The sequence below is a fragment of the Nocardioides campestrisoli genome (assembly GCF_013624435.2).
In the GTDB taxonomy this organism is placed as follows: domain Bacteria; phylum Actinomycetota; class Actinomycetes; order Propionibacteriales; family Nocardioidaceae; genus Nocardioides; species Nocardioides campestrisoli.
The window spans coordinates 3704492-3726311 of the sequence record NZ_CP061768.1; the positions used below are offsets into that span (position 1 = coordinate 3704492).

The 21820-nt window shown below is 72.8% G+C and carries 17 protein-coding genes; 9 read left to right on the top strand and 8 right to left on the bottom strand.

Features of this window, described 5'->3' with window-relative positions; translation table 11 throughout:
• Positions 1–2: 2 nt before the first annotated feature.
• Entirely contained in the window at positions 3–614 is a 612-nt protein-coding gene (locus H8838_RS17495; RefSeq protein WP_185994475.1) for a TetR/AcrR family transcriptional regulator, read from the bottom strand.
• Between the two features lie 120 nt (positions 615–734).
• Between H8838_RS17495 and H8838_RS17500 the strand changes: the two genes are divergently transcribed.
• The 4 genes from H8838_RS17500 (at position 735) to H8838_RS17515 (ending at position 4430) form a co-directional block, all read left to right on the top strand.
• Positions 735–2885: an ABC transporter permease gene (locus H8838_RS17500; RefSeq protein WP_185994474.1), complete on the top strand. Its 2151-nt coding sequence runs from the start codon at positions 735–737 to the stop codon at positions 2883–2885.
• A gap of 29 nt (positions 2886–2914) precedes the next feature.
• Complete coding sequence (locus tag H8838_RS17505) at positions 2915–3511, top strand: malonic semialdehyde reductase (protein WP_224766229.1); 597 nt, start codon at positions 2915–2917, stop codon at positions 3509–3511.
• Between the two features lie 86 nt (positions 3512–3597).
• On the top strand, positions 3598–3975 hold the full coding sequence (locus H8838_RS17510; protein ID WP_185994472.1) for a hypothetical protein: 378 nt from the start codon (positions 3598–3600) through the stop codon (positions 3973–3975).
• A 23-nt stretch (positions 3976–3998) separates the two neighbouring features.
• On the top strand, positions 3999–4430 hold the full coding sequence (locus H8838_RS17515) for a hypothetical protein (RefSeq protein WP_185994471.1): 432 nt from the start codon (positions 3999–4001) through the stop codon (positions 4428–4430).
• 15 nt (positions 4431–4445) lie between these two features.
• Here H8838_RS17515 and H8838_RS17520 read toward each other — a convergent pair whose 3' ends face one another.
• Both H8838_RS17520 and H8838_RS17525 read right to left on the bottom strand, forming a co-directional pair.
• Complete coding sequence (locus H8838_RS17520) at positions 4446–5132, bottom strand: response regulator transcription factor (RefSeq protein WP_181311922.1); 687 nt, start codon at positions 5130–5132, stop codon at positions 4446–4448.
• Between the two features lie 18 nt (positions 5133–5150).
• On the bottom strand, positions 5151–6215 hold the full coding sequence (locus H8838_RS17525) for a serine hydrolase domain-containing protein (protein ID WP_185994470.1): 1065 nt from the start codon (positions 6213–6215) through the stop codon (positions 5151–5153).
• Positions 6216–6332: 117 nt separating this feature from the next.
• Between H8838_RS17525 and H8838_RS17530 the strand changes: the two genes are divergently transcribed.
• Positions 6333–6527 carry a hypothetical protein gene (locus tag H8838_RS17530; RefSeq protein WP_181311924.1) on the top strand — a complete coding sequence of 65 codons (195 nt, stop codon included), beginning with the start codon at positions 6333–6335 and terminating at the stop codon, positions 6525–6527.
• Between the two features lie 7 nt (positions 6528–6534).
• Here H8838_RS17530 and ppk2 read toward each other — a convergent pair whose 3' ends face one another.
• The gene (gene ppk2, locus H8838_RS17535; protein ID WP_181311925.1) at positions 6535–7431 is read right to left on the bottom strand and encodes a polyphosphate kinase 2; all 897 of its coding nucleotides are present in this window, start codon (positions 7429–7431) and stop codon (positions 6535–6537) included.
• 118 nt (positions 7432–7549) lie between these two features.
• Between ppk2 and H8838_RS17540 the strand changes: the two genes are divergently transcribed.
• Together H8838_RS17540 and H8838_RS17545 are read left to right on the top strand one after the other, a co-directional pair.
• On the top strand, positions 7550–8104 hold the full coding sequence (locus H8838_RS17540) for a SigE family RNA polymerase sigma factor (RefSeq protein ID WP_181311926.1): 555 nt from the start codon (positions 7550–7552) through the stop codon (positions 8102–8104).
• A complete protein-coding gene (locus tag H8838_RS17545) occupies positions 8101–9414 on the top strand; it encodes a hypothetical protein (protein WP_185994469.1) in 1314 nt (437 codons plus the stop codon). Before H8838_RS17540 ends, H8838_RS17545 begins: the two co-directional genes overlap by 4 nt.
• A 5-nt stretch (positions 9415–9419) precedes the next feature.
• Here H8838_RS17545 and treY read toward each other — a convergent pair whose 3' ends face one another.
• The 4 genes from treY to H8838_RS17570 all read right to left on the bottom strand — a co-directional run bounded on the left by treY (position 9420) and on the right by H8838_RS17570 (position 18464).
• Entirely contained in the window at positions 9420–13559 is a 4140-nt protein-coding gene (gene treY / locus H8838_RS20100) for a malto-oligosyltrehalose synthase (protein ID WP_224766230.1), read from the bottom strand.
• Positions 13556–15745: a glycogen debranching protein GlgX gene (glgX, locus tag H8838_RS17560; protein WP_185994468.1), complete on the bottom strand. Its 2190-nt coding sequence runs from the start codon at positions 15743–15745 to the stop codon at positions 13556–13558. Before glgX ends, treY begins: the two co-directional genes overlap by 4 nt.
• Positions 15746–15834: 89 nt before the next feature.
• A complete protein-coding gene (locus H8838_RS17565; RefSeq protein ID WP_181311929.1) occupies positions 15835–16158 on the bottom strand; it encodes an STAS domain-containing protein in 324 nt (107 codons plus the stop codon).
• 128 nt (positions 16159–16286) lie between these two features.
• Positions 16287–18464 (bottom strand): SpoIIE family protein phosphatase, encoded by a 2178-nt coding sequence (locus tag H8838_RS17570; RefSeq protein ID WP_185994467.1) that lies wholly within the window; start codon positions 18462–18464, stop codon positions 16287–16289.
• Between the two features lie 87 nt (positions 18465–18551).
• On the opposite strand from H8838_RS17570, the gene H8838_RS17575 reads away from it, so the two are divergent.
• Positions 18552–19172: a DedA family protein gene (locus tag H8838_RS17575; RefSeq protein ID WP_185994466.1), complete on the top strand. Its 621-nt coding sequence runs from the start codon at positions 18552–18554 to the stop codon at positions 19170–19172.
• Between the two features lie 77 nt (positions 19173–19249).
• Positions 19250–21817, top strand: coding sequence for a SpoIIE family protein phosphatase (locus tag H8838_RS17580; RefSeq protein WP_185994465.1), 2568 nt, complete (start codon positions 19250–19252; stop codon positions 21815–21817).
• The last annotated feature ends 3 nt before the right edge of the window (positions 21818–21820 follow it).

The window sequence follows — 21820 nt, forward strand, 5'->3', positions numbered from 1 at the left end:
CCTCACCGCGGCTCGGTGATGGGCGCCTGCAGCATTCCGGCGATCGCGTCGCACAGGAAGCTGCCCGCCTCGTGCCAGCGGGCCGGCTCGCCGGTGCGTTCGGCGCGTGCCTCGATCGTGGCGCAGGTCGAGCTGACCACCTGGGTGGTCAGTCGAGCCCGGGCCTCGACGATCGTCGGGTCCAGGTGGGCCAGCCGGGCCACCACCGACCGCACGATGTCGGCAGCGGCCGAGTCGCGCTCTCCGGCGTCCCGCATCAGGGAGACGGTCGGCGGGTCGTGCAGCGCCTGGTCCAGGAAGCGCGCCCGCCACGACGGGCTCGGCAGCGCGGCGAAGCTGGTGGTCATCGGCAGCACCAGGGCCCGGACGTCCCCGACCATGGAGTCCGACTCCGCGAACAGCCGGCGGTGCTCGGCGCTCAGCCCGGCCCGGTGGCGCTCGACCAGCGCGAGCAGGAGGCCCTCGCGGCCACCGAAGTAGTAGCGCACCGCGGAGTGGTTGGTGTTGCCGGCGGCCTCCGCGACCTGACGGTCCGAGACGGTCGGGATGCCGCGTTCGGCGAAGAGCCGCTCGGCCGCGTCGAGCAGGGCTCCGCGCGCGTCGGGACGCGCCATCCCTGCCTCCTCGTCGCTGGTCGTCGCTGGTGACGGAGATCAATCTACCGACAATGGCCCGATTGTAAGCCACGTGACTTACGCTGACGCTCCTGAATGACCCACCGCCCCAGGAGCACCGTGACCAGCAGCACCACCAGCCCAGACAGCACCGCAGGCCCGGCGGCGAAGTACCCCCCGCCGCCCCCGGAGTCCCCGGCCGAGCGCAAGGGCCGGATGGTCGCGCTCTTCGTGATGCCGTTCCTGATCGTCACGATGATGTACGCCACCTACGTCGGGACGATGCACGCCGCCCAGCCGCGCGACCTGCCGGTCGCCGTCGTCGGCCAGGGGGCCGCCGCCGAGCGCTTCGCCGCCGAGCTGGAGGACAACGCCGACGGCGCCCTCGACGTCCGCCTGGTCGACGACCTCGACGAGGTGGACGACCTGATCGGCGACGGCACCCTCGCCGGGGCCGTCGAGCTGCCCACCCAGCCGGCGAAGCAGCGGGGGAAGCAGCCGGTCGCGAAGATCCACCACGCGATGGCGGCAGGCGCCTCCCAGGCGACCGTGGTCTCCCAGCAGCTCGCGCCGGCGGCGATGGCGCAGGGCTGGCAGGTCGAGACCGTCGACCGCACGCCGCTGCCCGCGGGGGACAGCACCGGCACCATGGTGCTCTTCGCGGCGATGGGCATGATGCTCGCCGGCTACGTCCCGCTCAGCGGCATGCTGATGGGCACCCCCAACCTGCTGCGGCTGCGGCGGTTCCTCCCCGCGGTCGTCGGTTGGGGTGCGCTGACCAGCTCGCTGGTCTGGCTGATCCTGGGACCGCTGGTCGGCGCGGTCGAGGGCCACTACCCGCTCTTCCTCGGCGTCGGCACGCTCGCCGTGGCCGCGGTCGGCACGGCCCAGCTGCTCTTCACCAAGGTGCTCGGGCCCTTCGCCGTCCTGCTCGGGATGCTGCTGTGGGTCGTCTTCGGCGTCCCGGCCTCCAACCTCGCGCTGTCGGTGCACTCGATGCCCGGCTTCATCGAGTGGCTCAACGGCGTGCTGCCACTGCCGGCCGCCGGCGGCGCCCTGCGCTCGGCGATCTACTTCGACGGCCAGGGGTTCTGGGGCCACGTGACCACGCTCGCGGTCTGGCTGGTCGCCGCCCTCGCGCTGGCCGCGCTCAAGGAGCGGCGCTCGGGCCACCTGATCGTCGGCGGCCCGCTCTACACCGAGCCTGACGCCCCGCTGCCGGCCCTGGCCGGCGGTCCGGTCGCCCCCTACCGCCGCCGCGTGGCCGCGGTGGCGCTCTTCCCGCTCACCATCATGATCACCGTGGTCACCCTGATGAGCTTCTCGATGCACGAGGCCGACGTGAACGACATGCCGGTCGCGGTCGTCGGACCGGCCGCGCAGGCCGAGCGGTTCGTCGCGGCGGTCGAGCCGCAGCTCGGGGAGTACGTCGACCTGCGGGTGGTCACCTCCGCCGACGAGGCCACCGACCTGGTCCGCAGCCAGGAGCTGGTCGCGGCGTACGTGCTCCCCACCAGCGCGGACGGCGAGCCGACCCTGGTCACCGCCGGCGGCGCCGGCGCGAGCCAGCAGTCTGCGGTGCAGCAGATGTTCGGCGCCGTGGCGGCCGGGTCCGGTGCCGAGCTGGCGCTCGACGACATCGCGCCGCTCACCGGCGACGACACCGGCGGCAGCAACAGCATGTACGTCGGCATGGGCTGGATCATGGCGGGCTTCCTGTTCTTCGCGGTGATGCGCGGCGGGGCGCCGGACCTGACCCGGACCCGTCAGCTGCTGCCGCTGGTCGCCGGCTGGTCGGTGGGGATCTCGGTCTGGTTCTGGTTCCTCTACGACGTCCTGATCGGTGCGGTCAACGGGGTCGCGCTGGAGCTGATCGGCTACGGAGCGCTCACGGTCTTCTGCGTGGCCTGGGCCAGCGCGGCGGTGATCCGGGTGGCCGGACTGTTCGGGCTGATCCCGGTGATGGTCGTGGTCATGCTTGCGGGCGTGCCGGCCTCGGGCGGCGGCCTGTCGATCTGGATGGTGCCCCCGGTCTTCCGGCCCCTGGCCGACATCCTGCCGCTGCCGGCGGCGGTCGACCTGGTGCGCTCGGTGGTCTACCTCGACGGTGTGGGAATCGGCGGGAACGTCCTGGTGCTGCTGGTCTGGGGCGCCGTCGGGCTTGCCCTCAACCTGCTGGTGGTCGACCGGTGGCTCAACCGGTCGAGCGCCCCGGCGCCCGCGCCGATGGGTCCGCGGTACCAGCCGAGCCGGTCGTCGTCCCCGGAATAATTGAACTCTCAAGGAGGTTGGACCCGCACGTGAACACTCTCGCTCTCTCCCCCGACGCCCAGGCCCTCCTCTTCACCGAGGCCCGGACCGCGAACGCCTTCACCGACGAGCCGGTGAGTGACGAGCAGGTCGCCGCCATCTACGAGCTGATCAAGTTCGGGCCGACCGCGATGAACACCCAGCCCCTGCGGATCGTGCTGGTCCGTCAGGGCGAGGGCCGGGAGCGGCTGCTCAAGCACATGTCGGACGGCAACCGGGACAAGACCGCCACCGCCCCGCTGGTGGCGATCCTGGCCGCCGACACCGACTTCCACGAGCACCTGCCGACGACGTTCCCGCACTTCCCCGGCGCGCGCGACATGTTCGCCGGGGACGCGGCAGGCCGCGAGCAGATGGCCCGGTTCAACGCCACTCTGCAGGCCGGCTACTTCCTGGTCGGGGTCCGCGCGGCCGGGCTCGCCGCGGGTCCGATGACCGGCTTCGACGCCGACGGCATCGACCAGGAGTTCTTCGCCGACGGCACGCTCAAGACGCTGATCGTGGTCAACCTGGGCCGCCCGGCCGAGAACGCCTGGTTCGACCGGCTGCCGCGGCTCGCGCTGGACGAGGTCGTGCGCGAGGTCTGAGCCCGCTGCGGGCACGGGCGGGCTTCTTAGCGTTCCCTTCACCCGAGCAGGGTGCGCCCTTAACCCGGCGCTGGCGACGGTGAGGCATGAAGAAGCCCGCCCTGATCGTGTTCGTCATCGTGGTGGTGCTCGCCGTCGCGGGGCTGATCATCGCCGCCGTCCAGCTCGAGGACGAGACGGTGGTCTCGGGCGACTGCTCGGACAACACCTACGACCTCTCCCTCGACGGCGAGGACGGCGGGGTGCAGGTCGACTTCTCCCTCCAGACCCCGGACAGCGGACAGACCTGGCAGGTGGTGGTGCAGCAGGACTCCGCCGTGGTCTTCGAGGGCTCCCGCGCGACCGACGACGAGGGCGAGCTGGAGGTCGAGCTGACCGCCGACAAGGACGCCGGGAACGACTTCACCGTCGTCGCCCTCTCGCCCGACGGCACGGAGTGCAGGGTCGAGGCGACGCACGACTGAGCCCGCACCGAGGAGGAGACACCATGAGATCCATCCAGAAGAGCACCGCTGTACTGGCCGGCCTGCTCGCGCTGCCGCTCACCGCGCTGGTCGCGGCACCGGCCCAGGCCGCAGCACCCGCAGCGACCGGCGCCACCGCCTCCGCCCAGGGTGGGGTCGAGGTTCACCGGCGGGGCCGGTGCGGCCCCGGGCGCTACGAGCTCTCGGTGGAGCGGGATGGCCGCGGGTACGACGTCTCGGTCGAGCTCGACCGGGTGGGCGCCGGCACCCGCTGGCGGATCGTCCTGCGCCACAACGGCACCCGGTTCGCGCGGATCACGCGGAGAGCCGACCGCGAGGGCGAGATCGACGTCGACCGCTTCGCCTCCAACCGGGCCGGCCGCGAGTCGTTCGGCTTCACCGCCCGGCGGGTCGGCGGCGGACCACAGTGCCGCAACTCGGTGTACGTGCCCTGAACCACGTGCCCTGACCTACTCCCCCGGAGCAGCCAACCGGACCCCCACCCCGCGGACGGTGTGCACGTAGCGAGGCCTGGAGGCCGACTCCCCGAGCTTGCGGCGCAACCAGGAGAGGTGGACGTCGACGGTCTTCTCCGAGCCGCCCCACGCCTGGTGCCAGACGTCGCTGAGCAGCCGCGGCTTGGTCACCACCTCGCCGGCGTGCTCGGCCAGGTGGGCGAGCAGGTCGAACTCCCGGGGCGAGAGCTCCAGGCCCAGCCCGTCGAGCGCGACGCGCCGCCCCGCCAGGTCGATGTCGAGCCCGCCCACGCGCAGGTGCGGCCGGGCCGCCGGGGCGTACCCCGCTCGGCGGAGCACCGCCCGGATCCTGGCCTCGAGCAGCCCGGGGGCGCAGGGCTTGACCACGTAGTCGTCCGCCCCGGCGTCCAGGCAGCCGATCAGCGAGGCGTCGTCGTCCCGGGTGCTGGCCACGATCACCGGCACGTCGCTGACCGCACGCAGCATGGTCAGCACCTGGGTGCCGTCCACGTCCGGCAGGCACAGCTCCAGGACGACGACGCTGGGGCGCCCCTCCACGGCCATGCTCAGGCCTGCCATCCCGGTCGCGGCGCAGGAGACGGCGTGCCCGTGCTCCCCGAGCGAACGCACCACGTGCGGTCGGACCCGGTCGTCGGCCTCGATGAGGAGCACCTGCGCCACTTCTCGACGGTAGCGCGCTCAGGAGGCTCCGGCGACCGCCCGGGCCAGGTCGGTGAACCGATCGATGGTCAGCGGCCCGTCGGCGGGCGGCGGGTCGCCGAGCCGCACGGCGACGATCTTCTCCGTCGGGGAGACGTGCAGGATCTGCTGGTTGAGGCCGAGCGCCCAGTACGCGTCCTCGGGCGCGGTGGGGACCATCGGCCCCTGAGCCGTCGGGGTCCCCGCCGGGGGCGGGAGCGGTGACAGCACCGGACCGGGCTCGTTGATCCAGAAGAGCAGGCCGTAGGCGGTGTTCAGCTCCGAGCTCGGCCGCTGGGTGGCCTCGCGGACGTAGCGCCGCGAGACGATCCGCCGGCCGTCGTACCTGCCCTGGTCGGCCAGCATCACGCCGAGCCTGGCCAGGTCGGGGCAGGTGCTGCGCATGCCGCCGAAGAGCATCGGGTTGCCGACGACGTCGGTCTCGATCGAGGTGTTCCGCATCCGCAGCGGCCCGAACAGGGTGGCCTGGGCGAAGTCGGCGACCGGCCGCTTCGTCGCCTTCTCCAGCACCGCCTCGAGCACCTGGATCGCGGAGTTGTTGTAGGCCCACGTGGTGCCGGGCCGGTGCTGCTGGTCGAGCCGGATCCCGAACCGGGTCTTGTTCCGGGCCGCGATCATCACCTGGTAGTCGGTGCGGGCGTCCCACTCCCGGCCCGAGGTGTTGGCCAGCAGGTGCCGGATGGTGACCCGCTTCGACGCCGTCCCCCGCCACTGCGGCACGTACCGGGCGACCCGGTCGTCGAGCTTCAGCATCTTCTTGTCCTGCGCGATCCCGACCAGCAGGGAGGTGACCGACTTGGTGATCGACCACGCGATCGTGGTGTCGACCTTCTTCGCCAGGTCGCGGCTCAGCAGGACCTTGCCGTCGCGCACCACGGTGACGCAGTGGGAGTCGGCCGCCTTCGCCTCGGCGACCAGCGTCCGGGCGTCGCTGCCCGCCCGCGCCGATGCCCCGGTCACGCCTGCGCCTGCTGCGTACGCCGTGCTGGCGATCACCGCGGTCGCGACCAGCGCGACGACTGACTTGAGCCTGGTCGTCCTCATAAGCCGCACCCTGACCCAGGACGGGTCGACTGTCCAGAGGCGGGCGCTGGTCGAGATTTCCCGACGTTTTCGTCGGATTCTCGCGACCACAGCCCCGTTCGGGGTGACCATGGAGTGGTGATCGACGAACGACTCGAGACCCTGGCCCTCAACCTGGCATGCGTCATCGCGTCGGGATTCACCGCCTTCGTCCTGGGCATGTGGGCCAAGACCGGGTCGGTCGAGCCGGCCGCGGTGGCCGGCATGATGCTGATCTGGGGCGTGCTGGTGGTCGGCTGGGTCACCGGACCCGCCCGCCGCGGCCTCTCCTGAGGCTCGCTCAGTCGCCCACGGCGTCGCGGCCCCGCTTCACCAGCTCGGGGTCGGGCGGCAGCACGACCGACTCGTCCTTGCCCTCGTAGTCGAAGAGGCTGAGGAAGAGCCGCATCGCGTTGATCCGGCCGCGCTTCTTGTCGTTGCTCTTGATCGTGTGCCAGGGGGCGCCGTCGACGTCGGTGCGCAGGAACATCTGCTCCTTGGCCTCGGTGTAGTCCTCCCACTTGTCCAGGCTCTCCAGGTCCATCGGGGAGAGCTTCCAGCGGCGCACCGGGTCGAGCTGGCGGATCGCGAACCGGGTCCGCTGCTCCTGCTGGGTGACGGAGAACCACAGCTTGGTCACGTGGATCCCCGACTCCGACAGCATCTCCTCGAACAGCGGCGCCTGCTTCATGAAGGCGTCGTACTCCTCGTCGGTGCAGAAGCCCATCACCCGCTCGACGCCGGCGCGGTTGTACCAGGATCGGTCGAAGAGCACGATCTCGCCGGCCGTCGGCAGGTGCGAGACGTAGCGCTGGAAGTACCACTGCCCCTGCTCGGTGGTGGTCGGCTTGTTGAGCGCGACCACCCGCGCGGAACGCGGGTTGAGGTGCTCGATGAACCGCTTGATCGTGCCGCCCTTGCCGGCGGCGTCGCGCCCCTCGAAGACCACCACGACCCGCTGCCCGGTGTCCTGGACCCAGTACTGAAGCTTGAGCAGCTCGATCTGGAGCAGGTACTTCTCCACGTCGTAGTCGTCGCGGCTCATCAGCTCGTCGTAGGGGTAGTTCTCCCGCCAGGTCTCGACCGCGGACCCGTCGGGCCCGATCAGCATCGGGTCCTCGCCCTGGTCGTCGCGGACGGTGTAGCCCTCGTCGCGCAGGGAGTCGATGTAGTGGCGCAGGTCCATGTGCTGAGGCATGGTCCCTGTGTACCCCGAGGAAGGCTGTGTACCCCGAGTCAGGCTGCGTACCCGAGGCAACCTCTTCCCCCGTTCCCGCGTCTTCGCTGCGAGGATCGCCAAGCCAGAGGGCGGCACGATGTATGCCACGGAGGATGCGGTGGACGAGGACTTCTCGTCGTACATGGCAGGGAGACAGGCCTCGCTGCTGCGCACGGCCTACCTGCTGACCGGGGACCGGGCGGGTGCGGAGGACCTGGTGCAGACCGCCTTCGCCAAGCTCTACCTGTCCTGGGACAAGGTCCGCGACCGCGAGTCGCTGGACGGCTACGTCCGCCGGATCGTGGTCAACGAGCACCACTCGCTGTGGCGTCGCGCGTGGAAGCGGCTGGAGCGCAGCTCGGACCGGCTGCCCGAGACCGCGGTCCTCGACGAGTACGACGACGGAGCGGGCGCCGGGCTGTGGCGGCTCGTGCAGTCGCTGCCGCCCCGCCAGCGGGCGGTGGTCGTGCTGCGCTACTACGAGGAGCTCTCCGAGGCCGAGATCGCCGCGACGCTCGGGATCAGCACGGGGACGGTCAAGTCGCAAGCGAGCCGGGCGCTCGCCACCCTGCGCGAGCGTGCCGCCAGCCGTCCGACCGCACTCGACCACCAGCTCGACAGGCACCTCGACAGGCAGGAGGAGGGCCGATGAACACCCTCGAGCAGCAGCTGCAGGACGCCCTGCACCGGCACGCCGACAGCGGCGGCGCGCGCACCCCGCTGGACCTGGCGGGGGTCAAGGGCCGGGCCCGGCGGATCGTACGGCGCCGTCGCGCGACGGCCGTCGGCCTCGCCGCCGCGGTCGCGGCCGTGCTGGTGCCGGCCACGCTGGCGGTGGCGCCCGCCTTCGACCGGGGCTCGGAGGCACCGGTGGCTCCCCGGCCCACGCCGGCCCCGGCGCCCACCCCCGAGCACGCACTGCCGGGCGACACCACCCTGGACTTCCGGGACCTGCCCAGCGGTCCGGCGCCGAGCATCGGCTATCTCGACCTGACCGGCGAGATACCGGTGGTGGTGGAACGGGACGGCAACGAGACGCTGCTCGAGCTCCAGCACGAGCCGGTCCACCACACCGCGCTCGCGGACGGCCGGTACGTCGTGCTGACCCGCGACGACGAGGGCGTCGGGTACGTCGAGGTCACCGACTCCGGCGGCACCACGCGCCAGGCGCACCGGACGGTCCAGGGCTTCGCGGTCGACGACACCCACACCCAGGTCGCGTGGGCCGACCCCGACGGCGAGGTGATGGTGCTCGCCGCGCGGGTCGAGGAGCCCCGGGTGCTCGCGCAGGTCGACGGGGCCACCCGGTTGACGGTCACCGACCTAGCCGGCCGCGACTGCTTCGCCACCCCCGAGCCGGGCGGGCAGGAGTCGGGCTGCGTGGTCCGGGTCGGGACGTCCGGCGTGCCCGGCCCCGGCTTCCTGGTCACCGGACAGGAGGTGCTCCCCGTCGAGGGGACGACCGAGGAGTTCTTCCGGCACTCGGACTCCATCTCCCTCGGCGACCCGCAGGAGACGTCCTGGACCACCTGGACCGCCGGCATCCGGCGCCTCGGCGAAGGCACTGCCTGCTCGGAGGTCTACGGCAAGGGCCCCGGGGCGGCGGAGACGTCGGTGCTGGTCGAGACCTGCGAGCACGTCTTCGCCACCTTCTCCCCCGACGCCACCTCGCTGCTGGCCTGGGGCACGGAGAACGGCGGCTACCACCCGACGGTGGCCGTCTACGACCTGACGACCGGGTCGGTGCGGTGGCAGCGGAGCGCCACGACCGCGGAGATGGGCCAGGTGGCCTACGCCGAGTGGGAGGACGAGGAGCACCTGGTCGCCTCCGTGTTCCAGGGCGGCGCGTGGCAGCTCGTCCGGTTCGATCGGGACGGCGCGGTCGAGCGGCTGACCGAGCCGGTCGCCGGGGACATGCTGGAGCCGGCGTACCTGCCGGAGGTGCAGCAGTCGACCTGGTGAGCGGGTCAGTCCAGCGGCAGCAGCACCGCTCCCGCGTGCGCGGGCAGCTCCACCCCGCCCGGCACCAGCGTGGCGCCGGCCGGGGTCGCCCAACGGACGACGTGGTCGCTGCCCAGGTCGACGGTCACCGGCTCGTCGGAGAAGTTCACCGCGACCGCCACTTCTCCCCGGTGCATCACGAACCAGCGCGCGTCCTCGTCGTACTCGCACGAGGTGCGGAGCATGTCCGGGTCGGTGAGCTGCGGCAGCTCGCGCCGCAGTGCGGCCAGCGATCGGTAGACCTCCAGCAGCACCGCGTGCCGACCACCCTCGGCCTCGGCCCAGTCGAGCGTGGAGGAGAGGAAGGTCTGCGGGTCCTGCGGGTCGGGCACGGTCGAGACGTCCCAGTCCATCCGCTCGAACTCCTTGACCCGCCCCTCGGAGACGATCCGCCCCAGCTCGGTCTCCGGGTGGGAGGTGAAGAACGCGAACGGCGTCGAGGCCGCCCACTCCTCCCCCTGGAAGAGCATCGGGGTGAACGGCCCGGCCAGCGTGAGCAGCGCCGCGACCGCCAGCTGGTCGTCGTCGAGGTGCGCGGTCAGCCGGTCGCCCGCGGCCCGGTTGCCGATCTGGTCGTGGTTCTGGTTGCAGACCACGAGCCGCCACCCGGGCATGTGCTCGACGTCGAGCGGCCTGCCGTGCTCCCGGTCCCGGAACGAGGACCAGGTGCCGTCGTGGAAGAAGCCCTTCTCGCAGACCTTCGCCAGCGCGGCCAGCGGGGCGAAGTCGGCGTAGTAGCCGGACGTCTCCCCGGTCAGCGCGACGTGCACCGCGTGGTGGAAGTCGTCGCTCCACTGCCCGTCGAGTCCGTAGCCCCCGGCCTCGCGCGGGGTGATCAGCGTCGGGTCGTTGAGGTCCGACTCCGCGATCAGGGTCAGCGGACGCCGCTGCTGGGCGGAGAGCCGGCCCGCGAGCACCGCCATCTCCTCCAGCACGTGGGTCGGCGACTCGTCGCGCAGCGCGTGCACGGCGTCGAGCCGCAGCCCGTCGACGTGGAAGTCCTCCAGCCACATCCGCACGTTGTCGAGGACGTAGGCGCGCACCTCGGGCTCGGCGAGGTTGACGTAGTCGCCCCAGGTGTTGCGCCCCTCGGCCAGGTAGGGCCCGAACTTCGGCAGCCAGTTCCCCGACGGGCCCAGGTGGTTGTAGACGACGTCCTGGATCACGCCCAGGCCGGCCGCGTGGCAGGCGTCGACGAACCGTCGGTACGCCGCGGGGCCGCCGTACGCCTCGTGCACGGTGAACCAGGCGACCCCGTCGTAGCCCCAGTTGTGGGCGCCGTTGAAGCCGTTGACCGGGAGCAGCTCGACCAGGTCGACGCCGATCTCCTTGAGGTGGTCCAGCCGGGTGATCGCAGCGTCCAGGGTGCCCTCGGGGGTGAACGTGCCGACGTGCAGCTCGTAGATCACCGACCCGGCCAGCTGGCGCCCGGTCCAGCCGGCGTCGGTCCACTCGTGTGCCGCAGGGTCGTCGGTACGCGCCAGCCCGTGCACCCCGTCGGGCAGCCGCCGGGCCCGCGGGTCGAAGACGACCTGGTCGCCGCCGTCGACCCGGTAGCCGTAGTCGACCTCGCCCAGCGGCTCGGGACCGACCGGGTGCCACCAGTCGTCGGCTCCCCGCTCCATCTCGACCACGCGCTGCGCGGGCTCCTGGCCCACGACCAGCTCGAGCGACTCGGCCTTGGGCGCCCACACGTCGAACCGGCCGCGTCGGCCCGGGTCGGTGTCGGGGACCAGCAGGGCGACCGGGTAGTCGGCCAGCAGGTGGTCGACCTCGACCAGCCCCTCGCTGTCGGGGCGGACCCGGCGGTCGGTGAGCAGGTCGACGTACTGCCCGGGCGGCAGCGCCAGGGTGGTCTCGCGCCAGCCCCCGGCCCGGAGCAGTCCCACCGGCAGCCGGGTGGCGACCGTGACCGCACCCTGCCCCTCGTCGGTGCGGGCGAAGGCCAGCACGTGATCGGCGGCCGGCCCGTGCGCCGACAGCGGCCGGTAGCCGGTGAACCACTCGGGGTGGTCGCGCCGGGCGGTCAGCGCCAGGTGGGTGACCAGGAGCTTGGCGGCGCCGTCGTCGTCGGCGTGCGCGTGCACGTGCGGCCGCTCCCCCAGCCGGAGCTGGCTCAGCAGGTCGGCCCGGTGCTCGAAGCTGACCGGGCGGCGGTTGTCCGGGTCGACCAGGCTCTGCTCCCACAGCTCGCTGCCCTGGTAGACGTCCGGCACGCCGGGCACGGTGAGACCGACGAGCTTGGCGCCGAGCGAGTTGACCCAGCCGGCCGCGGCCAGCGCGTCGACCACCTCGGTCACCACGGCGAGCACCTCGGGGTCGTCGAAGGCAGCGTCCACGCACCGGTGCACCGCCGCCTCGAACTCCTCGTCGGGGGCGGTCCAGGTGGTCCGCTGGCCTGCCTCGCGCATCGCCTTCTCGGCGTACCCGTGCAGCCGCTCCCGGCTCGCGGGCCAGGCGCCGACCACGGCCTGCCAGAGCAGGTTGGCGAACCCGGGGTCGGGCACCGGCACCAGCGCCAGCAGCCGGTCCAGGGCGCGCTCCCACAGCTCGGGGACCTCGGCGATCACGCTGATCCGGGCGCGGGTGTCCTCCCCGCGCTTGGTGTCGTGGGTGGAGGCGGCGGTCATCGCGTGCGGCCAGTGCGCCTGCCGGTCCGCCATCGCCGCGTGCAGCTCGTCCGGGGAGACCGCGAAGACCGACGGGTCGGCGCCCACCTCGTTGAGCGAGGTCAGCCGCGCCCAGCGGTAGAAGGCGGTGTCCTCGACCCCCTTGGCCATCACCATCCCGCTGGTCTGCTGGAACCGGAGCGCCGGGTCCGCGGCGCCGTCGGCGAGCACCGGCGCGAGCACGTCGAGCACCGGGGCCAGGTCGGGCCGGTGGTGCCGGGCAGCCGCCACCGCGCGGTCCAGGTGCTCGTGGCCCTCGGGCAGGTAGGAGCGGTAGACCTCGAAGCAGGCCAGCAGCTCGGCGACGGCGTCGCCCAGCTCGGCCGGCGAGGGGGAGTCGTCGCCGAGCACGTGCGCGACCTCGCGCGCGATCCGGCGGACCTCCGACTGGAGGATCCCGTCGGCGACCACCCGCTTGGAGTCGTGCACCATCTGCGCCCAGTCGACCTCGCCGCCACGCAGCCGGGTCTCCAGCGCGTCCAGCGGCTTCTCGCCGGCCGGGTCGACGAAGACCCGGTCGACCAGCGCGAGCACGTCGTAGCCGGTCGTCCCGTCGGTGGTCCACGAGGTCGGCAGCTGCTCGCCGGGCTCGAGGATCTTCTCCACCAGCACGTAGCCGTCGCCGGTCAGCGCGGCGAGGTCCTGGAGGTACTTCGCCGGCTCGCGCAGCCCGTCGGGGTGGTCGACCCGCAGCCCCTGGACCAGCCCCTCGTCGAACCAGCGGCGGATCTCGGCGTGCGACTGTTCGAACCACTCCGGTTCCTCGACCCGGATCGCGGCCAGGGTGTTGACCGCGAAGAAGCGCCGGTAGTTCAGGTCCGTGTCGGCGCGCCGCCAGCTGACCAGCTCGTAGTGCTGGCGGGCGTGCACCTCGTCCGGATCGGCGTCGTACGGGTCGAGACCGGGCACGCTCTCGGGCGCCAGCGGGAACCGGTGGTCGTGGTAGTGCAGCTCGCCGGCCTCCACCCGCAGGTTGCGGATCCGGGTCACCCCGTCGACCTCCTCGAGGTCGTCGTCGCCGACCACCGGGATCCGCAGCCGGCCGCCGCCGGCCTCCCAGTCGATGTCGAAGGCCCCCGCGTACGGCGACTGCGCGCCGTGGGTGAGCACGTGCCACCACCACTCGTTCTGCCACGGGGCGGCGATGCCCACGTGGTTGGGCACGATGTCGACCAGCACGCCCATCCCCAGCCGCTGCGCCTCCGCTGCCAGCGCGGCCAACCCGGAGGCCCGGCCGCGGGACGGGTCGATCGCCCGGTGGTCGGCCACGTCGTACCCGTGGCTGCTGCCGGTCTCGGAGGAGAGCAGCGGGGAGAGGTAGACCCAGTCGGCGCCGAGCTCGTGCAGGTACCGCAGCGTGCGCGCGGCCTCCAGCAGGTCGAACTCCTCGGTGATCTGCAGCCGGTAGGTGCTGCGAGGCAGCCGCCGCGCGGTCATGAGGCGGCACCCGGCTCCGCCAGGGCCACCAGCGAGGCGGCCACCGAGGTGTCGGCCTCGGGCTCGGGCTCGGTGAACTCCCGCAGCACCAGCACGCTGCGGCCCTCCAGGGTGGTCTTCGCCGAGGCCGGCAGCGGTTCGGTCTCGAGCCGGGCCGCGGCGGTGTCGATCACCACCTCCCACTCCTCCGCGTACTCCGGCGAGGGCAGCACCGTCTCCACGGGCTCCTCGCCGGCGTTGAAGTAGAGCAGGAAGTGCTTGTCGACCAGCGGGTTGCCGGTGGCGTCCTTGCCCGGGATCCCGCGGCCGTTGAGGTACATCCCGATCGCACAGGCGCCGTCGGCCTCCCAGTCGCCGTCGGCCATCGGCTCGCCCGAGGGGTGCAGCCAGACGATGTCGTTGAGCCGGCTGTCCTCGTCGGTGCGCACCGTGTCGCCGGTGAAGAACCGCTTGCGCCGGAACGTCGGGTGCTCGGCGCGCAGCCGGGCCACCGCCGCGGTGAACTCGGCCAGCGGCCAGTCGGCCCGGTCCCAGTGCACCCAGGAGATCTCGGAGTCCTGGGCGTAGGTGTTGTTGTTGCCGTCCTGGCTGCGGCCGATCTCGTCGCCGTGCAGGATCATCGGCACCCCCTGGCTGAGCAGCAGGGTGGTGATCAGGTTGCGCTGCGCCCGGGCCCGCATCGCCAGCACCTCGATGTCGTCGGTCGGCCCCTCGACGCCGAAGTTCTGCGAGCGGTTGTGGCTCTCCCCGTCGTTGTTGTCCTCGCCGTTGGCCTCGTTGTGCTTCTCGTTGTAGGAGACCAGGTCGCGCAGGGTGAAGCCGTCGTGGGCGGTGACGAAGTTGATGCTGGCGAACGGCCGGCGGCCCGAGGTCTCGTAGAGGTCGGAGGAGCCAGCGAGCCGGCTGGCGAACTCGCCCAGCGTGGGCTCGCCGCGCCAGAAGTCGCGCACCGTGTCGCGGTACTTGCCGTTCCACTCGGTCCACTGCGGCGGGAAGTTGCCCACCTGGTAGCCGCCGGGGCCGACGTCCCAGGGCTCGGCGATCAGCTTGACCTGGCTGACCACCGGGTCCTGCTGCACGAGCTCGAAGAAGGTGGCCAGCCGGTCGACGTCGTAGAACTCCCGGGCCAGCGCCGAGGCGAGGTCGAAGCGGAAGCCGTCGACGTGCATCTCGGTGACCCAGTAGCGCAGCGAGTCCATGATCAGCTGGAGCGAGTGCGGGTGGCCGGCGTTGAGCGAGTTCCCGGTGCCGGTGTAGTCCATGTAGTACTTCTTGTCGTCGGACACCAGGTGGTAGTACGCCGCGTTGTCGATGCCGCGCATGCTCAGCGTCGGCCCGAGGTGGTTGCCCTCCGCGGTGTGGTTGTAGACCACGTCGAGGATGACCTCGATGCCCGCGGCGTGCAGCGCCTTGACCATCCCCTTGAACTCCTGCACCTGCTGCCCGACGTCGCGGGTGGCCGCGTAGTCGGCGTGCGGGGCGAAGAAGCCCAGGGTGTTGTAGCCCCAGTAGTTGCGCAGGCCCTTGTCGAGCAGGGTGGAGTCCTGGACGAACTGGTGCACCGGCATCAGCTCGATCGCGGTGACGCCCAGCTTGGTGAGGTGGTCGGTGATCGCCGGGTGCGCCACCCCGGCGTAGGTGCCGCGCAGCTCCTCGGGGACGTCGGGGTGCAGCTCGGTGAGCCCCTTGACGTGCGCCTCGTAGATCAGCGACTCCGAGTAGGGCACCGCGAGCCGGCGGTCGCCCTCCCAGTCGAAGAACGGGTTGATCACCACGCCCAGCGTCATGTGGTCGGCGGAGTCGTCGTCGTTGCGGCTGTCCTCGTCGCCGAACTGGTAGCTGAACAGCGACTGGTCCCAGACGATGTCGCCGTCGGTGGCCTTGGCGTAGGGGTCGAGCAGCAGCTTGTTCGGGTTGCAGCGCAGGCCCTGGGCCGGGTCGTAGGGCCCGTGCACGCGGTAGCCGTAGCGCTGGCCCGGCTGGACACCGGGCAGGTAGCAGTGCCACACGTGCGCGTCGACCTCGGTCACCTCGACCCGGGTCTCGCGCCGCTCGCCGGTGTCGGCGTCGACCTCGAACAGGCAGAGCTCCACCCGATCGGCCACCTCGCTGAAGAGTGCGAAGTTGGTGCCGCTGCCGTCGTACGTCGCTCCCAGCGGGTACGCGGTTCCAGGCCAGACCTGCACGAGTGACTCCTAAGGATCGAGGCGGGTTGAACGTTCCAACGCAGCCACGTACCCATCGCCCCGGGGCAGCACACCCGGCCGCCGGGGCCTCAGACGACCGAGGCCCAGGGCGTGCCGCGGTCCCGCAGCGCCACCCGCACCGGGCGGCTGCACGCACCGCAGGTGACCCGGGCCCGGGCCTGGGCGGCCCGGTCGACGCACCAGTCCAGGGCGACCAGGCCGTCGAGGTCGACCGTGACCACGCGGGAGAGGTCCAGCAGCAGGTCGTGCGCCTGGGCGCGCAGCGCCTCCTCCACGCAGCTGCGCAGGTCGTAGGCGCCCACGGCGTCCAGGACCCCGCCGACCTCGAGCACGGCCGAGGTCTCGATCGGGCGCTCGGCCGGGTGGTGCAGGTGCAGCTCGGTACGGCGCATCCGGTCCTCCTCCCCCTCGCCGCCAGCCTAGGCAGCCGCGCCCCCGGCGTGCAGGGATCGCGCCGTGATGTCACGAAGACTTCACACGGGGAGCGACCCGTTCACCTGCCGGACGCGGAGCAGGCCGGCTACAGCTCGGAGCCGAGGCGTACGGCGACCAGCGCCACGTCGTCCTCCGGCTCCACCGGGAGCAGCTGCTCCAGCACCCGGTCGCACAGCTGCTCCAGCGACTCCGCCGCCGGACCCAGGGCCAGGGCGTCGGCCAGCCGGGAGATGCTGTGGTCCAGGTCCTCCCCGCGGCGCTCGACCAGGCCGTCGGAGTAGAGCAGCAGGGTCGAGCCGTCCGGCACCAGGGCGTGCGAGGTGGTGCGGGGCGCCTGCGGGTCCAGGCCCAGGAGCAGGTCCGGCGTGGGAAGCTCGCCGTCGTCGGCGCCCAGCAGCCGGACCTCGCCCTCCGGGGTGAGCAGGATGGGCGGCGGGTGGCCCGCGCACGACCAGGAGAGCCGCAGGTCGCTGGGCCGCTCCCCGATGCCCGGCGCCACGGTCGGCTCCAGCCGGACCACCACGGCGGTCGCCATGGAAAGGATGGCCAGCCCCTCCATCGCCCGGTCGGCCCGGAGCAGCAGCTGGGCCGGGTCCTCCCCCGTGGTGTAGGCGATGCCGCGCAGCACGCCCCGGATCTGGCTCATCCCGGCGGCGGCGCGCCGGTCGTGGCCGATCACGTCGCCGACCACCAGCACGGTGCTGCCGTCGGGCTGGCTGAACGCGTCGTACCAGTCGCCGCCGACCTGGGCCTCGTGGGCCGCGGCCACGTACCGGACCGCGATCGGCCCGTGCGCCACCCGGGGCGGGGCGGTCAGCAGGCTGCGCTGAAGCTCGGTCGCCAGGTCGTGGTGGCTGCGGTAGAGGCGGGCGTTGTCCAGCGCCGACCCGGCCCGCCGCCCGGCCTCGACGGCGACCGCGAGGTGCGACTGGCGGAACTCGCTGCGTGCCTCGTCGCGCACCAGGACCATCGAGCCGAGGATGCCGTCCCGCCCGGGCAGGGGGACGGCGAGCAGGCTGCCCACCCCCATCTGCCGGACCAGCTCGCGCAGCTCCTCGTCGGCGACCGAGCGGTAGAGGTCCTGCTCGTCGAGCCGGTTCATCAGCAGCGGACCCCCGCCGGAGGCGACCCGGCGGCTGGGCGCTCCCTCTGAGGCGAAGAGGCGGTGCCGCGCGCGCATCCTGGCGGCGGTGCCCGCCAGGGCGGGGTTGCGGTGCAGGACCGTGACCTGCGACAGGTCGTCCATGTCGTCGCCCAGCTGGATGCAGACCCAGTCCGCGAACTCGGGCACCAGCACCTCGGCGAGCCGGGAGAGCGCCTCCTCGATCTCCAGGGTGCTGGTCAACGACTCCGAGATCCGGCCCAGCAGGTCGACCTGGCGGCTGAGCCGCTCGCGACCGCGCTCGGCCAGCCGCTGCTCGGTCACGTCGACCAGCAGCAGCAGCACCGCGCCCGCGGTCCCCGACGCCCCGGGCATGCCGTCCGGCACCGCCTCGGTCCGCACCGCGGTCACCTCCAGGTGCCGCCCCGCGGTGGTCGGCGCGACCAGCCCCAGCTCCCGGGCCTCGTCCTCGGGACCGGCCGCGTCGAGCGCGCGCAGCAGCGGCACCGCCTGGGGCAGCACGTCGCACAGGCGTCCCTCGACGCCGGCCACCAGGTGGGCGAGGTCCAGCAGCACGGAGGCCTTCCGGTTCCAGCCGAGCAGCTGCCCGTCGCTCCCGCTCAGCACCACCCCGACCGGCGCACGGTCCAGCAGCGGACCGAAGTCGACGGCGGGAGCCGGCTGCACCGCGGTCGCGGCGCTCGTCCCCGCCGTCAGGGTCTGGGGCAGGGTCGCCAGCACCTGGGGGTGGCGACCCCGCGGGGCCCGCGCGCTCACCCGCCCGAAGACGGAAGGGCGCAGCTCGTCGATGCCCAGCAGGACCAGGTCGTCGGGGCGGCCCTGCGCGGCCACGTCGCGCCGCAGGTCGGGCTCGGTCATCGGGGTGGTGAGCAGCAGGACCGTCACCCCGACGTGCCGGTCCCGGACCATCGGCACCAGGGACAGCGGGGCGGGGACGCCGGAGCCGAGGACCACCAGCTCCGGGGCGGCGTCGTCGGCCAGGGCGGCAGCCAGGTCCTCGGCCGCGCAGACCACCAGGTCGGGGAGGTCGTCGAGGGCGTAGCGCTCGGCCCGGGTCGGCCCCACCAGGAGCACGGACGAGCGGTCGGCCGGAAGCCGGTCCCGGGGCGCGTCGCGGGAAGGGGACACGGGCGACGGCACAGGCGCAAGGCTACCGAAATCGCACCCTCGGCACGGGCTCTTCCACAACTCCGTCAGGCTTGTCCCACCTAGCTAGGGTCGGCCGCCATGGACGTCGTCCTCGACTGGTTGGTCCAGATCATGCGCGCGGTCGGTGCGCCCGGTGTCGGGGTGGCGACCGCGCTGGAGACCGTGTTCCCCCCGGTCCCCTCGGAGGTGGTGCTGCCCCTGGCGGGCTACACCGCCAGCCTGGACCACTACTCGGTCGTCGCCGCGGTGGTGTGGGCCACCGTCGGCTCGGTGGTCGGGGCGCTGCTCCTCTACTGGGCCGGGGCCGTCTGGGGGGCCGAGCGGGTCTGCGTGCTGGCCGACCGGCTGCCGCTGCTGCACCGACGCGACGTGGAGCGCTCGCTGGACTGGTTCGCCCGGCACGGCCGCACGGCGGTGCTCGTCGGCCGGGTAGTGCCCGGCGTGCGCAGCCTGGTCTCCATCCCCGCCGGCGTCGACCGGATGCCGTTGCCCGCCTTCGTCGGATACACCGCGCTCGGCTCGCTGGCCTGGAACGCCCTGCTGGTCGGCGCCGGCTACCAGCTGGGCGCCCGGTGGCACCTGGTCGAGGGGTACGTCGGAAGCGCCTCGCGGGTGATCGTGGTCGTGCTGGCACTGGCCGCGGCCTACGGCTTCTGGCGGCTGCTGCACCGCCACCACCAGGGCGGGCTGGCGGAGTAGCCCGGGTCCAGACCGGCCAGAGAGTCCCATCCGCACGGCTTTCGTGTCAGACTCGACGCAGCCGAGCGGAGGAATGCGTGATCTCTGAGACCTCTCCCGCACAGTCGTCACCGACTGGCGGGCCTCCTGCGAGCGCCGCGGACACCCCGTCCGAGCCCTCGTCGAGCGAGCTGGGCGCCTCCTCGCTGGCCGGGACGCACCGCGTCGACCGGCTCGTCGAGCTCTCCGCCCGTCTCCTCGGCGCCTCCTCGGCCCGGATGACGCTGCTGCCCGACGTCCGCACGGTGATGGCCGGCCTGGGCAAGAGCGCGCACCGGGCACTGATGAAGTGGCCCGAGGACGACGCCCTGTGCGCCGTGGTCGTCAACGCCGGCGGACCGCTCGTGGTGCCCGACGCCGCCAGTGACGACCGGGTCAACGCGCTGCCCGCGGTGGTCTCCGGGGAGGTCGGCTCCTACCTCGGCGCCCCGCTGCTCGCCGACAGCCAGGTGATCGGCGCCCTGTGCGTCATCGACGGGGAGCCGCGCGAGTGGCGGCCCGAGGACCTGACACTGCTCGAGCAGCTGGCCGAGACCCTGACCGCCGAGCTGCGGGTCGCCGCGCTGACCAACAGCCAGCACGACGACCGCCTGGTCTGGCAGCTGGCCGTCGACGCGGCCGGCGTGGGGGCCTGGGACTGGGACCTGCGCAACGGCGACCTCCGGTGGGACGACCGGCTGATGGACCTGTTCGGCACCGACGCCGGCTCCTTCGGCGGCACCATCGAGGCGTTCCAGGAGATGGTCCACCCCGAGGACCGCGAGCGCGTGGGCCAGCTGCTCAGCGAGGCGATCGCCACCTGCGGGCTCTTCGCCACCGACTACCGGATCGTCCAGCCGGGCGGCGAGGTCCGGTGGGTCACCTCCCGCGGCAACGTCCTGGTCGGGGAGGACGGCAAGGCCGCCCGTCTGGTCGGCGCCGCCTTCGACTCCACCGCCGCGCAGGACGGCGAGGCCCGGGTCACCCGGATCCTGGAGTCGATGCCCGCGGCGTTCTACCACCTCGACACCGACTGGAGGTTCACCTTCGTCAACGCCGAGGCCGAGCGGCTCCTGGGCGCGGTCACCACGCGCCTGGTCGACGAGGTCGTCTGGGAGCTCTTCCCCGAGACCGTCGGCAGCGAGTTCGAGCGGCAGTACCGCCACGCCATCACGAGCGGCGAGCACCAGCAGTTCGAGGCGTACTACCCCGCCCCGCTGGACAGCTGGTACGAGGTGCGGGCCTGGCCCTCGCCCGACGGCCTGTCGGTCTACTTCCTCGACATCACCGAGCGCCGCCGCACCGAGGCCGAGCTGGCCCACAGCGCCGAGCGCTCCCGGCTGCTGGCCGAGGTCACTGCCGCGCTCACCGACACCCTGGACACCGAGAAGGGGGTGGGGGCACTGGCGAAGCTGCTGGTGCCCTCGGTCGCGGACTGGTGCATCGTCACCGTCGCCGACGGCCCCGACCCCCTCTCCAGCCACGACTGGCGGCGCGACCTGCGCGACCTCGGCTGGTGGCACCACGACCCGGCCGAGCGCGACACCCTCGCGGCCTATGCCGCCGTCCGGATCCCCGCCCTGCGGGACAGCTCCTTCCAGGCGCGGGCCCTGCGCAGCCGGGCCACCCTGCTGGCCCACGACGCCCGCAACGCTGTGGTCGCCGGGATGGAGCCGGGTCCGGCGGTCGACCGCTACCGCGAGCTCGACCCCGAGCAGGCCCTCTTCGTGCCGATGATCCGCCGCGGTCGGGTCACCGGCCTGCTCACCCTGGGACGGAGCGCGGAGCGCGGGCCGTTCACCACCCAGAGCGTCGAGATGCTCAACGACCTGGCCGGGCGGGCTGCGCTCGCCCTCGACAACGCCCGGGCCTACGGTGCCCAGCGCGACATGGCCGAGGCCCTGCAGCGCAGCCTGCTCACCGCCCCGCCGCGCTCGGAGCTGGTCGAGGTGGCCGTGCGCTACTCGCCCGCCGCCGAGGCCGCCCAGGTCGGGGGCGACTGGTACGACGCGTTCGTGCGCCCGTCCGGCGACCTGGTCGTGGTGATCGGCGACGTGGTCGGGCACGACGTCGAGGCGGCCGGCGCGATGGGCCAGGTGCGCGGGCTGCTGCGCGGGATCGCCGTGACCCACCCCGGAACCCCCGGGGAGGTGCTGGGCAGCGTCGACCTGGCCATGGAGGCCCTGCAGGTGGAGACCACCGCGACGGTGGTCGCCGCCGCCTTCGACCAGACGGGCGAGCCGGGCTCGCCGCTGAAGGTCACCTGGTCCAACGCCGGGCACCCGCCGGTGCTGGTGGTCCTGCCCCAGCCGGACGGCTCGTACCGGGTGGAGGTGCTCAGCGCCGAGGCGCCGGACCTGCTCCTGGGCCTGGACGCCGACTTCCCCCGCGACGACCACACCACGACCCTGCCGGTGGGCGCGTTGCTGCTGCTCTACACCGACGGCCTGGTGGAGCGCCGCGGGCAGGACCTCGACGACGGGGTCGACGAGCTGTGCGGGGTGCTGCTCGAGGAGGCGTCCCGGGCGCCGGACCTCGGCGCCCTCCTGGACTCGCTGCTCGAGCGGATGCTGCCACCGCAGTCCGAGGACGACGTCGCGCTGGTCGCGGTCCGCGTCCGCGGCTGACCC

Coding starts and splice junctions, on each gene's coding strand:
- ppk2 (WP_181311925.1), bottom strand. CDS start 7,431: ATGCCTCAGCACATGGACCTGCGCCACTACATCGACTCCCTGCGCGAC.
- H8838_RS17495 (WP_185994475.1), bottom strand. CDS start 614: ATGGCGCGTCCCGACGCGCGCGGAGCCCTGCTCGACGCGGCCGAGCGG.
- H8838_RS17515 (WP_185994471.1), top strand. CDS start 3,999: ATGAGATCCATCCAGAAGAGCACCGCTGTACTGGCCGGCCTGCTCGCG.
- H8838_RS17510 (WP_185994472.1), top strand. CDS start 3,598: ATGAAGAAGCCCGCCCTGATCGTGTTCGTCATCGTGGTGGTGCTCGCC.
- treY (WP_224766230.1), bottom strand. CDS start 13,559: ATGACCGCGCGGCGGCTGCCTCGCAGCACCTACCGGCTGCAGATCACC.
- H8838_RS17545 (WP_185994469.1), top strand. CDS start 8,101: ATGAACACCCTCGAGCAGCAGCTGCAGGACGCCCTGCACCGGCACGCC.
- H8838_RS17525 (WP_185994470.1), bottom strand. CDS start 6,215: ATGAGGACGACCAGGCTCAAGTCAGTCGTCGCGCTGGTCGCGACCGCG.
- H8838_RS17540 (WP_181311926.1), top strand. CDS start 7,550: ATGTATGCCACGGAGGATGCGGTGGACGAGGACTTCTCGTCGTACATG.
- H8838_RS17565 (WP_181311929.1), bottom strand. CDS start 16,158: ATGCGCCGTACCGAGCTGCACCTGCACCACCCGGCCGAGCGCCCGATC.
- H8838_RS17575 (WP_185994466.1), top strand. CDS start 18,552: ATGGACGTCGTCCTCGACTGGTTGGTCCAGATCATGCGCGCGGTCGGT.